This window comes from Streptomyces sp. MA5143a (genome assembly GCF_900290235.1).
Lineage (GTDB): Bacteria > Actinomycetota > Actinomycetes > Streptomycetales > Streptomycetaceae > Streptomyces.
In genome coordinates, this window is record NZ_OLMK01000121.1 from 70,203 (window position 1) to 82,381 (window position 12,179).

Below are 12,179 nucleotides of genomic sequence, written 5' to 3' on the forward strand. Positions count from 1 at the left end.
GGTTCATGGAAACAAGCCGGTACGACACATGCGTGATCGGGGCGGGGCCCGCGGGCCTGGCGGTCGCCAGGGCCCTGTCGGAGCGGAACCTGCCGTACACCCACCTCGAACGGCACACCGGGCCGGGCGGCATCTGGGACATCGACAACCCGGGCAGCCCGATGTACGAGTCGGCCCACTTCATCTCCAGCAGAACCCTCTCCGGCTTCGGCGGGTTCCCGATGCCCGACACCTTCGCGGACTACCCGCCGCACCGCCAGATCCTGTCGTACCTGACCTCCTTCGCCGACGCCTACCGGCTGACCGAGCGCATCGAGTTCGGCGTGGAGGTCGAGCACGTCGAGAAGAACGCCGACGGCACCTGGACCGTCACCCGCACCGACGGCCGACGGACCACGCACAGCCAGGTCGTGGTCTGCACGGGCGCCCAGTGGCACCCCAACGTGCCGGAGATCCCCGGCCACTTCACCGGCGAGGTCCGCCACACCGTCGGCTACCGCAGCGCGGAGGAACTGCGCGGCAAGCGGGTCCTGGTGGTGGGCGCCGGGAACTCCGGCTGCGACATCGCCTGCGACGCGGCCCGCAGCGCGGACCACGCGGTGATCAGCATGCGCCGCGGCTACTGGTTCATCCCCAAGCACCTCTTCGGCCGGCCCGTGGACACCATCGCGAGCGGCGGGCCGCACCTGCCGATGTGGCTGGCCCAGCGGGTCTTCGGCACCCTCCTGCGGCTCGTCAACGGCGACCCGACGCGCCTCGGCCTGCCGAAGCCCGACCACAGGCTGTTCGAGACGCACCCCGCGATCAACTCGCTGCTGATCCACCACCTCCAGCACGGCGACATCACCGCCCGGCCGGGGATCGCCCGCACCGAGGGCCGCACCGTCCACTTCACCGACGGCACCCACGACGACTTCGACCTGATCCTGCTGGCCACCGGATACGTCCACAAGGTGCCGGTCGCCCAGAAGTACTTCGGCGACGAACAACACCCCGACCTGTATCTGTCGTCGTTCTCCCGCGACCACGAGGGCCTGTTCGGCGTCGGCTTCGTCGAGACCAACTCCGGCGCCTACCAGCTGTTCGACACCCAGGCCCAGCTGATCGCCGGGTACGTCCACGACGCACGGCACCGGCTGCCGAACGCGGAACGGTTCGCCCGCATGATCCGCACCGACCGCCCCGACCTGTCCGGAGGCATCAAGTTCGTCGCCTCCCCCCGCCACACCGGCTACGTCGACAGCACCGCCCTCGTGAAGCACCTCTCCAGGATCGCCGCCGACATGGGCTGGCGCACCGCGGGCCAGCCCCCGGCCGTGCGGTCCCCGCGACACTCGGAGGCGCTGTCATGAGCCGCTACGACTTCCACGACAAGGTCATGCTGGTGACCGGGGGCGCCGGCGGGATCGGCAGCGCCCTGTGCCACCGCTTCGCCACCGGCGGCGCCCGCTGCGTCGTCGTCGACCTCGACGACGGGCGCGCCCGACGTGTCGCCGCCGAACTGCCCGGCACGGGCCACACCGCGCTCGCCTGCGACCTGACGGACCGGACCCAGGTCGAGCACCTCTTCGCACAGGTCGCCGACGTGTACGGCCGACTGGACGTGCTGGTCAACAACGTCGGCATGACCAGCGCCGAACGCTTCGACGTCCGCAGCGTCGAGAGCATCGAGCGGGAGATCACCGTCAACCTGACGTCGCCGCTCGTGACCACCAGGATCGCCGTACCGCTGCTGCGGGCCGCGCGGGACGCCCGCGTGGTCACCACCGTCTCCCTCGGCGGGATCTTCCCCCTGGGCGAGACCCCCATCTACACGGCGTCGAAGTTCGGGCTGCGCGGCGCGATGCTCGCCATCGGCCTGGACCTGCGCGGCAAGGGCATCCTCGCCGGGTCCGTCCTGCCGTCGGCGACCGACACCCGGATGCTCCGCCAGGAAGCCGTCGACGGCGGGAACTCCCTCCAGTTCCAGGACGTGCCCCAGCAGCCCGCCGACGTGGTGGCCGCCGTGGTGAGCCTTCTCGACCGGCCCCGGCTGGAGGCGTACCCCCGGCCCGGCGAGTCCCGGCTGGTGCGGCTCGCGATGCTGGTGCCGAACCTGCTGCCCAGGATGTTCCCGCTGTTCCGGCAGCGCGGCGAACGCGGCATGGCCCGCTACCTCGACGAACTGCGCCGTCGGGGACTCGCCCGGCAGGTCGACGGACGCTGGGAACTGGTGGAGGAGGCATGACCGTCGTCGAGAACACCGCCGTGCTGACCGTCGTCGACCCGGCCACCGGGGAGCTGATCACCACGGTGGCCGCCACCAGCGCCGAAGGGGTCGCCGAGGCCGCCGAGCGGGCCCGCCGGGTCCATGAGTCCGGGGTGTGGTCGCGGCTGCCCGTCCGGGAGCGCGCCGCGGTCCTGCTGCGCCTCGCCGACCTGATGGAACGCGACACCGGGATCCTCGCCCGGCTGGACAGCGAGGACGCGGGAAAGCCCCTCACGGAGTGCCTCACCGGTGATGTGCCGGGCGCCGTCGAGTCGATCCGCTGGTTCGCCGAGGCGGCCGACAAGGTCTTCGGCCGCCTCTCCGCAGGCGGACCGGACGCCCTGGGCCTGGTCACCCGGGAACCGGTCGGGGTGGTGGCGGCGATTCTGCCCTGGAACTATCCGCTCGCCATGGCCGCCTGGAAGGTCGGCCCCGCCCTCGCCGCGGGCAACTGCCTGCTGGTCAAGCCCGCAGAGGCGACCCCGCGCTCGGCCCTGCACCTGGCCCGACTCGCCGCCGAGGCCGGCCTGCCCGACGGCGTCCTCACCGTCCTCACCGGCCATGGCTCCGTCACCGGAGCCGCCCTCGCCCGCAGCCCCCTCGTGGGCGCCCTGTCGTTCACCGGTTCCACCGCCACCGGACGGCGCGTCCTCAAGGACGCCGCCGACAGCAACTTCAAACGCGTGTCGCTGGAGATGGGCGGCAAGAGCCCCCAGGTGCTGATGGCCGACGCCCTGTCCTACGGCGACGAACTCATCGACCACATGATCGAGTCCGCGTTCCTCACGATGGGCCAGAACTGCACGGCCGGCTCCCGTGTCCTGGTCCACCGCGCCATCGCCGACGAGGTGGTGGAGCGGTTCACCACCGCCGCGCGGCGCCTGGTCATCGGCCACCCGGCGGACCCCGACACCCAGGTGGGACCGCTGATCGACCGGGCGGCGTTCGCCCGGGTCGCTGCGGCGGTCGACGCCGCACGGGACGGCGGGGCCCGCGTCCACACCGGCGGCCTGCCCCACGGCCTGCCCCGGCACGGGGCCTACTACCCGCCCACCGTGATCACCCGCCCGCCCGAGGGCAGCGACGTCCTCACCAGGGAACTGTTCGGCCCGGTCGTCACCGTCCAGACGTTCACCTCCGAGGAGGAGGCGATACGCCTGGCCAACGCCACCGAGTACGGGCTCGCCGCGTCGGTCTGGACCCGCGACCTCGACACCGCGCTCCGTCTCGCACGGGGCGTCGAGGCGGGCGTGGTGTCCGTCAACGCCTACAGCGAGGGCGACATCACCACACCCTTCGGCGGCTGGAAGCAGTCCGGCTTCGGCGGCGCGGAGAAGTCGACCGACGCCTTCCACCAGTGGACACGTGAGAAGACGGTCTGGATCCGGACGCGCTGAGATCCGTCCGAAGGGCCCTGGGTGAACCGGACGTCGAGCGGGCGCCGGGACCGACGTGAGCCGGACCGTCAAGCGGGCGATCCGCCGGCCGCCCCCCGGCGCTCCAGCAGCCTCGCCCGCAACTCCACCGGGGTCACACCGTGCCAGCGCCGCACCGCCCGCCGGAGCGCCCGCACGTCGGCGAAGCCGGCCTGCCGGGTGATGTCACGCAGCGTCGACTCGGGCCGGGAAAGCAGCTGTTCGACCCGCTCCCGGCGCACTCCGTCGACGAGCGCCTCGTACGTGGTGCCGCACTCGGCGAGCCGACGGCGCAGGGTGCGTTCGCTGGACGCGTGCCGACGGGCCTGCTCCACGAAGGAGGGGACGTCCGGGAGGCTCTGCGCGATGGAGACCTCCAGCACTTCCAGGAGGTCCTGTTGGTCACGGCGTGACGCCAGCTGCGAGTCCAGCAGCTCCAGCGTGGACGTATAGGTGATGGAGTCCCGGCCCGGCTGCGTCGCCCGCACCCAGCGGGCCGGGAACACCAGGCGGTTGCCGGGCGCGCCGAAGCGCAGCGGGCAGCGGAACAGCTCCTCGAACCGCCGTGTGTCGCGCGGCGCGGGGAACGCGAAGTCGACGACCTCGGGGGCGAACGAGGCGCCCACGTTCAGGCGGGTGAGGGTGGCGGCGCTGGCGTACGCCTCCTCGATCAGGAACACGGCGACCGCGGGGTCCAGCGCCGGGTCCGGCAGGTCGGCGCGCAGCACATAGCCGTCGTCCTCCCAGCGGGCCGACCACACCAGCATCGCCCCCGACAGGTTCTGGTAGCGCAGGCCCGTCTCGATGGCCTCCTGGAACGTCTCGGCGGCCATCATGGCGAGACCGAGCGGCCCCCACGCGGTGAGATGCTGCGCCGCGCCGACCCGCAGTCCCAGGTGTTCGTCCCCGGTCCGTTCCAGGGCCCGGCGGATGACGTCGCTGCCCTGCCGGTAGGAGACGCGCAGCGCGGCGGACCGCATCACCGTGGCGTCCAGCCCGACCTCGTCGAGCACGGGCCGCAGATCGACACCGTCCTCCTCGGCGACCCGCGCGAGATACCGCAGGATGTTCGGCGCGATGGTCGCTGAGGTACTGCGACTGGTGCCCGAGCGCGTCGCCGCGGCGGAGGTCGCCGGGTCGGGAGCATCGTGCATCGCGTTCCCTCCCGCCCGGACCGTCCCTGGCCTCACTGTAGGCAACGGGGCCTCAGCCTGTCGCGGGCGTGGCCGCTCAGTCCCCCCGCCCGGCCCCCAGGACGGCAGGTCGCTCAGGGCGAGCGATGACGGTGGTCCCCGCGGGCGCCGTCCGTCCGTGCCTCCAGGGCGCGCACCACGGCCACCATGTCCTCCCCGCCGAAGCCCTGCTCGACGGTCTCGCCGTAGAGCGTGTGGCAGACGTCGAGGAGCGGGGAGGCCAGGTCGGCCTCGCGGGCGGCCTCCGCGATCAGACGGTTGTTCTTCAGAACGTCCGCGGCGGCGGCCTGCACGGCGAAGTCACGGGTCAGCAGCTTGGGTCCCTTCATCCGGGAGACGGCGCTGGCCATCGGCCCCGCGTCCAGCACGTCCCGCAGCAGCCCCCGGTCGAGCCCGTGCCGGTCGGCGAAGTGGAACGCCTCGGCGAGCCCGGTGACCAGCGTGATCAGGAACAGGTTCACGGAGAACTTCATCAGCAGCGCGCCCGGAACGGCGCCGCAGCCGAACGTCTCCCGGCACAGGGGAGCGAGCAGGGGCCGTACGGCCGCCACGGCCTCCTCGTCACCCGCGAGCATCCCCACCAGCTCGCCCCGCTCGGCGGGAACACGGGAGCCGGAGACCGGTGCCTCGACGTACTGCCCGCCGGACGCGCGGATGTCGTCCCGCAGACCGGCCGAGTACTCGGCGGAGGTCGTGCCCATGTGGACGACCGTGCGTCCGGCGACACGGGCGGCGAAATCGGGGGTACCGCGGCCCAGGACCACGTCGACGGCGGCCTCGTCGGCCAGCATCAGGAACACGGTCCCGGCCCGCTCGAACACCTCACCGGGGCCGGCCGCGACCTCGGCACCCGCGCCACGCAGGGGCGCGCACCGCTCCGGCGTGCGGTTCCAGACGACGACGGGTGTCCCGGCACGGGCGAGGTTGAGGGCCATGGGCTGCCCCATGACCCCGAGCCCGATGAAACCGACGTCCACGACGCACTGCCTTCCCGGCCCGCGCACACGAGCCCGCCGCCCCGCACCCGACTATGACAGCGGTCATAGTAGCCCCCGCTATGACAGCGGTCATAGGGTGGCGTCGTGGGGGACGAGGGAGGTCGGGGCATGGCGCAGTCCGTACGGGGGCCGCGGGAGCGGATGGTTTTCAGCGCGGCCCAGCTGATCCGGCGCGAAGGGGTCGCGGCGACCGGGATGCGGGAGGTCGCGGCCCACGCGGAGGCGCCGCGCGGCTCGTTGCGGCACTACTTCCCCGGCGGCAAGGAGCAGCTGGTCAACGAGGCCGTGGCCTGGGCGGGCCGGTACGCGGGCAAGCGGGTCGCCCGCTTCCTCGCCGCGCTGGACGAGCCGACGCCCGGTGGGCTGTTCGCCGAGATGGTGCGCCAGTGGACCGACGAGTACGAGACCGCCGGGTTCGCGGGCGGCTGCCCCGTCGCCGCCGCGACGGTGGACTGCGCCGAGTCCACCGCGTCCACACGGGCCGCGGCCGCCGCCGCGTTCGCCGGCTGGACCGGCCCGGTGGCGGAGGCGCTGACGGACATGGGGGTGCCCGAGGAGCGGGCCGGAGCGCTCGCCACACTCATGATCAGCGCCCTGGAGGGGGCGATCCTGATGGCCAGGGCCGAGCGCGACGTCCGCGCCCTGACCACCGTCGCCCGGGAACTCGGCCCCCTCCTCGACGCGGCGGTGCGCGAGGCCGACTGACCGCCCTACCCGAGGGCCGCCAGGAACTTCCCCAGCCGGGCGATGCCCTCGCGCAGGTCCTCGGCCGACGCCGCGTACGACAGCCGCACATGGCTGTCCGCCGTGCCCACGCCGAAGTCCCGGCCGGGGGTCAGCGCGACATGGGCCTCGCGCAGGGCCCGTTCGCAGAACTCCCACGAGGTGAGCCCGGTGCCGCTGACGTCGAAGTAGACGTAGAACGCGCCGTCCGGTGGCACGGGGACCGGCAGCCCGATGCGGCGCAGTCCGTCGAGGACGAGCGCCCGCCGCTCGGTGAACTCGACCCGGCGGGCCTCGCACACCGCCAGGGACTCCGGCGTGAAGCAGGCGAGGGCGGCCAACTGGGCCGGTGCGGACGCGCACAGGAAGTAGTTCTGGGCCAGGCGCTCCAGCGCCGGTACGAGCGGCTCGGGCACGACGCACCAGCCGAGCCGCCAGCCGGTCATCCCGAAGTACTTCGAGAAGCTGTTGATGACGACGGCACCGGGGTCGAACGACAGGGCGCTGCGCGGCGGCCGTCCCTGCCCGTCGTGGTCGCCGAGGTCGAGGTAGATCTCGTCGACGAGACGCCACGCGTCCCGTTCGCGGGCGGCCTCGCAGATCGCCGCGAGTTCGCCGGCCGGCACCGAGGTGCCTGTCGGGTTGGACGGCGTGGCGACCATGACCCCGCGTGTGCGCTCCGTCCAGCCGGCCCGCACCGAGGAGGCGGTCAGCTGGTACCGGCCCTCGGCGGTGGTCGGGACGAGGATGACGCGGGCGCCGAGGCTCTCGACGATCTGCCGGTTGCACGGGTACGCCGGGTCCGCGATGAGCACCTCGTCACCGGGGTCGACGAGCGCGGCGGCGGCCAGCAGCAGCGCCGCCGAGGCGCCCGCGGTCACGACCACCCGGGCCGGGTCGACCTCGACGCCGTGCTGGTCCGCGTAGAACCCGGCGATGGCCTGCCGCAGCGCGGGCAGCCCGAGGGCCGCCGTGTAGGTCAGGGGGCGCCCGTCCATGGCCTCCCGCATCGCGTCCAGCACGGCGGGCGGCGCCCCGAAGTCCGGTTCCCCGAGGCTCAGTTTGACGACATGGTGCCCCTGGGCCTCCAGGGCGGCGGCGTGCTTGCCGAACTCCATCGCGTAGAACGGGGCGACCGCCCGGGCGCGCTCCGAGATCCGTACGTTGCTCATACCGGGACCCTAAGCGCGCCCGCCCCGGCCGACACAGCCCCCTGCCCGTCCGGGGCCTGTCCGGCGGACTCACCGGACAGGCCCCGTATCCGTGGGACGCTCAGCGCTTGAGCGTGAAGGTGAAGTCGCCGGAGAGCCTGCTGTTCAGCCGGACCGCCGAGACGAGCTTCCCTTCCTCGATCAGCCGCTCGACCTCGGCCCGCGACAGACCGCAGCCCTCGCCGATCAGCCGTACCGGTCGCACGGGGATCGGCGCCGCGAAGCGGACCGACACGTCGATCACCTCGCGGTCCGGGAGATCCGCACCGCCGGTGTCGAGACGCCAGGCGCCGTCCCAGTCGAGGGCGACGCGATGACGGCGCCGTACGACCGGGTCCCGCAGCACCTCGGCCGCCAGAGCGGGATCGTTGGCGTGCATCCGGTCCAGGAGCTCCGGTCGGAGGGAACGCACCTGCGTGCGCTCCAGGACCGTGAGCTTCGCGGTGTTCCCGCACCTCGTGCAGAGTACGAGGAGCCAGGCGTCGATGAGCTTGTGGTTCGCGTTGACACGGAACTTGCCGTTCGCCCGGAAGCGCTCCGACGCGCACGCGGAGCAGCGACGCACGACGAGCGGCAGGCAGGTGGGCATGACTACCCAGGTGGTGAGCACAGAAGTACACCGGTTTCAGTGAGAAGTCCGCAGCAGGAAGCAGCACGGCGCACGGACAGGCGCGACGCGCGACAGATCAGCAGTCGGGAGGTCTCACACGGTGTACAACGGCACGTCCTTGATCGGGCGACTCGGGTCGGCAGCACGGTAGCGGCGCGCGTCGGCGTCGTTCCACCGATTTACGCGCGCCGCACCGCACCGGCCCGACTACCTCCCGGCCAGCGGGGTCACCCCGATCCGGTCGATGACCGGGGCGTACGGCGACCGCTGGTCGTACTGGTTGTAGGTGTCGCCGTCGAAGTCGGGCAGTTCCTCCGCGGTGAAGGTGAGCCGGTTGGCGCCCTTCCTCAGGGTGACGGGGACGGTCAGGTCCCAGAAGTTGTTGAAGTGGAAGGTCGTCGGGAACAGGATCCGCCGGCTCGCGCCGCCGTTGATCGAGAGGTCGGCGTGGCGGGCGATCGGGTCGGGGTTGTAGTGGGTGGCGGGCGCCTGCTCCGCGTTGGAGTAGCGGATGGTCAGCGCGTGCCGGCCGGGCCGCTCGGCCACGACGTCGAACGTCAGCGCGTTGCCCCTGCCGTCGCCGATGTCGGTGACCGCCTTGCCGTTCGAGGCGAACGAGTAGGCGTCGGTCACCTTGGCGGCCCCCGTCACCGTGCCGTCCTCCGCCTGGTACACGCGGGTCTTCAGGGAGCCGGTGGACAGGGCGACCCGGAGCCGGTCGAGGGCGAGTTCACGGGCGGCGCCGGTGACGGTGATCTTGTTGATGCCGCCGGAGAGGAAGACCCGCACCCGGTCCGTGCCCTTCCCGGCCCCGCCGACCTCGGGCACGTCGAGTCGCTCGCCGCCCAGCGAGAGGCCCGCCCGGCCGCCACCGAGGTGGTCGACCGACACGGTCGTCTCGCCGTCGCGGGGCGCGTACACCCAGAACGTCGCCGAGTCGCCCTTCGCCAGGGGCACCGTACCGGGACCCGAGGTGCCGAGCCGGCTGTAGTCCGGCCGCGTCCCGGAGAGCGAGGCGTACGCGGCCTCGTAGATCGCGGGGGCGGTCACGTTCTCGTCGCGCAGGGCGAGGTCGATCTTGTCGATGATCGCGTCGCCCTTGGTGACCCCCAGTTCGGGGTCCCGCGCGGCGAGCGTGATCCGGTGTGTGCCGGCGGTCAGTTCCACCGTGGTGTCGGTGTGGCCCCAGACGACCCACTTGTAGCCGAGCGGCAGCCGCAGCTCCCGGGGGTCCTTCCCGTCGACCCGCAGGAAGACATTGGTCGGGCCCTGCTCCTTCACCAGGTCGTACCGGTTGTACGAGTTGGCGAAGACGCTCAGGTCGTAGGTGCCGTCCCGCGGGACGTCGACGTCGAAGGCGAGCACCCCGTCGGAGCCGGTGCGCAGCCCGCCCACGTTGTAGGCACCGGACGTCGCGAACCTGCCCACGTCCGAGGGCGTCCCCTCGGGGCCGTTCCGGGAGTAGCCCTTGCCGGTGTAGGTGGCGTCCTCCGCCTCGTAGGTGCTGCGCCAGCCCACCGACGGCGCGGCCGGTTCCCCGCCGTTGCCGCCGGGGGAGAGGATGACCTGGTACGCCGACATCTCGTTCATGCCGGTCATCGGCAGGGTCACCGAACCGTCGGCGCCGACCGTCACCTCCCGGTCCGAGAGCCGCAGCGGCTGCGCCGAGTCCCCGACCTGGCCGGTCCACGGGATCTCCTGGACCGTGGCCCGCACGGTCGTCCCGAACAGCGCGGGGTCGATGTTCCGGAACACGATGTCCGCGGCGCCGCTCTGCCCGCCGAAGAGGGCCCGGGACTGCTTCTTCTCCTCGTCCAGGGTGGCCACGCCCTGGAGCGTGTACTGCTGGTTGGGGTGCGGGGCGGTCACCTCGACGGTGTGCCCGGACATCTGCGCGTAGGCGTGGAACAGCCACCACTGGCCGTTGCCCTTGTTGGCCTCCACGGCCGAGTCGTTGAGGTTGCCGTCGATGTTCCAGTACGCCAGGTCGGCGTCGATCTTGGACTCCTCGATGGCGGAGACCCACTGGACGACCTGGCCGGGCACCGACAGGTGGTAGTTGTGGCCGTACTCGTTGACGTTGACCGGCAGCGGGCCGACGCCGATCTCCTTTTCCCACCGCCGGTAGGTGGCCACGCTCGTGCGGACCTTGGCGGGTGAGGACAGCTCGTGCCAGGTCATGACGTCCGGCACGACGTCATTGGCCTTCGCGTACCGCAGGAAGCCCTTGATCTGGTCGTAGAGGACCGAGGTGTTGGGGCCGGCGATCCGCGCCTCGGGATCGAGGCCCTTGATGAGCCGGTAGGTGTCCTTCCAGGCCGCGAAGAAGTGCTGCGGGTCGTCGAGCCAGGAGACCTTGTCGTAGCTCCACTCGCCCGTGCCGAACATGTTCCCCTCGGGTTCGTTGAAGGGGACGTAGACGACATGGTCCTTGTACGCGCCCATCGTCTTGACCTGGGCGACCTGCTTCCTGATCTTCTGCTGGAAGTCCGCGAGCCGGGCGGGGCCGTCGGCACCCGGCCACTGGTAGGGGAAGCCGCGGTAGATGTCGGTCATGTAGATGTAGACGTCCTTGCCGCCGGAGTCCACGAACGGCGGGAGCATCTCCAGCGCGTCGGCGCCCGGGTGCTGGGGGCCGTCCTGCGCCTTCGTCGACACCGTGCGCAGGCCCATCCCCTCGATGAGGTTGCGGCTCGGTACGCCGTCGCCGTAGACGCCGTACAGGGAGCCGGAGGCGCCGCCGTGGAAGGCGCCGGTGTCGGTGCCGAGGTCGATGACGAGCCGTTCCGGCGCCGCCGCGCCGGCGCTGCCCGCGGCGGGCCCGGCGAGCAGGGTGGCAAGGGCCGTGACCGCGGTGGCACCGGCTGCCGCGGCTCGGGTTCTGCTGCGATGACGTCGCACTGAGGTCTCCGTGAGGTGATCCGCCCAGGGCCGAACCGGTTCGATGGGATGCGGGGTGGGGGAGCCCGGCATCTCGGAGGTCGAGTCGAGGATCGAAAACAGGTGTGCGGCTCTGTCGAACCGGTTCGCCGGAACGTAGCATCGCCGTATGCCTCCAGCAATACTCCCGGCAGGGATCCGCATACCGGCCGCGCGGAGTCGGCGCGAGGGGTTGACAGTGCGCGGGGCGGCTCCTACCTTCCCTTCACGCGAACCGGTTCGACGAGCGGTTCGCCCTCGAACCGGTTCGATGAGGGAGTGCCCGTGAACATCGGTGAGATCGCCAAGCGGGCGGGTGTCTCGCGGAGCACGGTGTCGTATGCGCTGAGCGGCAAGCGTCCGGTGTCGGACGAGACGCGTGAGAAGATCCAGCGGGTCATCGACGAGCTCGGTTACCGGCCCAACGCGAGTGCGCGTGCTCTGGCCAACGGGCGGACGAGCACGATCGGTCTGGTGTTCCCGCCGGCTGGGAACCACTACACGGGGATGCAGCTCGACTTCATCGGCAGTGTGGTGGAGGCCGCGGCGGCTCATGACTATGACGTGCTGCTGTCGCCGAGTGGTGTGGACAGTGACCGTTCGTTCCAGCGGTTGCTGGGGGAGCGGCGGGTCGACGGGGCGATCCTGATGGAGATCAGGTTGGAGGACGACCGGGTCGATCACCTGGCCGAACTCGACTTCCCCTCCGTCACCATCGGTCGCACGGCCCGGCCCGAGGGGACCTGGTGGGTGGGTCTGGACCACACCGCGCTCGCGGCGGCGTGCGTCCACCATCTCGCCGACCTCGGCCATCGCCGCATCGCCTTCGTCAACCGGCCCGAGCAGCTGTTGCGGGCGGGCT

10 protein-coding genes are annotated in these 12,179 nt (G+C 71.9%); 5 read left to right on the forward strand and 5 right to left on the reverse strand.

All coding sequences use genetic code 11. From position 1 onward, the window contains the following. Positions 1 to 5: 5 nt before the first annotated feature. The 3 genes from SMA5143A_RS38695 to SMA5143A_RS38705 are packed head-to-tail and all read left to right on the forward strand — an operon-like array spanning position 6 to position 3,645. Positions 6 to 1,352, forward strand: coding sequence for a flavin-containing monooxygenase (locus SMA5143A_RS38695; protein WP_181362223.1), 1,347 nt, complete (start codon positions 6 to 8; stop codon positions 1,350 to 1,352). Further along, positions 1,349 to 2,227, forward strand: a complete 879-nt coding sequence (locus tag SMA5143A_RS38700) for an SDR family NAD(P)-dependent oxidoreductase (protein ID WP_107467473.1) — start codon at positions 1,349 to 1,351, stop codon at positions 2,225 to 2,227. Before SMA5143A_RS38695 ends, SMA5143A_RS38700 begins: the two co-directional genes overlap by 4 nt. Further along, positions 2,224 to 3,645 (forward strand): aldehyde dehydrogenase family protein, encoded by a 1,422-nt coding sequence (locus SMA5143A_RS38705; protein ID WP_107467474.1) that lies wholly within the window; start codon positions 2,224 to 2,226, stop codon positions 3,643 to 3,645. Before SMA5143A_RS38700 ends, SMA5143A_RS38705 begins: the two co-directional genes overlap by 4 nt. Before the next feature lie 68 nt (positions 3,646 to 3,713). Here the strand turns inward: SMA5143A_RS38705 and SMA5143A_RS38710 are convergent, their stop codons facing one another. After that, positions 3,714 to 4,817, reverse strand: a complete 1,104-nt coding sequence (locus SMA5143A_RS38710; protein ID WP_107467475.1) for an AraC family transcriptional regulator — start codon at positions 4,815 to 4,817, stop codon at positions 3,714 to 3,716. A gap of 113 nt (positions 4,818 to 4,930) precedes the next feature. Next, positions 4,931 to 5,833 (reverse strand): NAD(P)-dependent oxidoreductase, encoded by a 903-nt coding sequence (locus tag SMA5143A_RS38715; RefSeq protein ID WP_107467476.1) that lies wholly within the window; start codon positions 5,831 to 5,833, stop codon positions 4,931 to 4,933. A gap of 129 nt (positions 5,834 to 5,962) precedes the next feature. Here SMA5143A_RS38715 and SMA5143A_RS38720 point away from each other — a divergent pair, with 129 nt between their 5' ends. After that, positions 5,963 to 6,559, forward strand: coding sequence for a TetR/AcrR family transcriptional regulator (locus tag SMA5143A_RS38720; protein WP_107467477.1), 597 nt, complete (start codon positions 5,963 to 5,965; stop codon positions 6,557 to 6,559). 5 nt (positions 6,560 to 6,564) lie between these two features. Here the strand turns inward: SMA5143A_RS38720 and SMA5143A_RS38725 are convergent, their stop codons facing one another. The 3 genes from SMA5143A_RS38725 to SMA5143A_RS38735 form a co-directional block, all read right to left on the reverse strand. Beyond that, positions 6,565 to 7,749 carry a pyridoxal phosphate-dependent aminotransferase gene (locus SMA5143A_RS38725; protein WP_107467478.1) on the reverse strand — a complete coding sequence of 395 codons (1,185 nt, stop codon included), beginning with the start codon at positions 7,747 to 7,749 and terminating at the stop codon, positions 6,565 to 6,567. A 100-nt stretch (positions 7,750 to 7,849) separates the two neighbouring features. Then, positions 7,850 to 8,377 carry a DUF1062 domain-containing protein gene (locus tag SMA5143A_RS38730; RefSeq protein ID WP_181362224.1) on the reverse strand — a complete coding sequence of 176 codons (528 nt, stop codon included), beginning with the start codon at positions 8,375 to 8,377 and terminating at the stop codon, positions 7,850 to 7,852. Positions 8,378 to 8,605: 228 nt separating this feature from the next. Continuing rightward, complete coding sequence (locus tag SMA5143A_RS38735) at positions 8,606 to 11,299, reverse strand: cellulosome protein (RefSeq protein WP_107467480.1); 2,694 nt, start codon at positions 11,297 to 11,299, stop codon at positions 8,606 to 8,608. Between the two features lie 303 nt (positions 11,300 to 11,602). On the opposite strand from SMA5143A_RS38735, the gene SMA5143A_RS38740 reads away from it, so the two are divergent. Beyond that, positions 11,603 to 12,179: LacI family DNA-binding transcriptional regulator (locus SMA5143A_RS38740; RefSeq protein ID WP_146194024.1), on the forward strand; the 577-nt coding region annotated here is incomplete at its 3' end.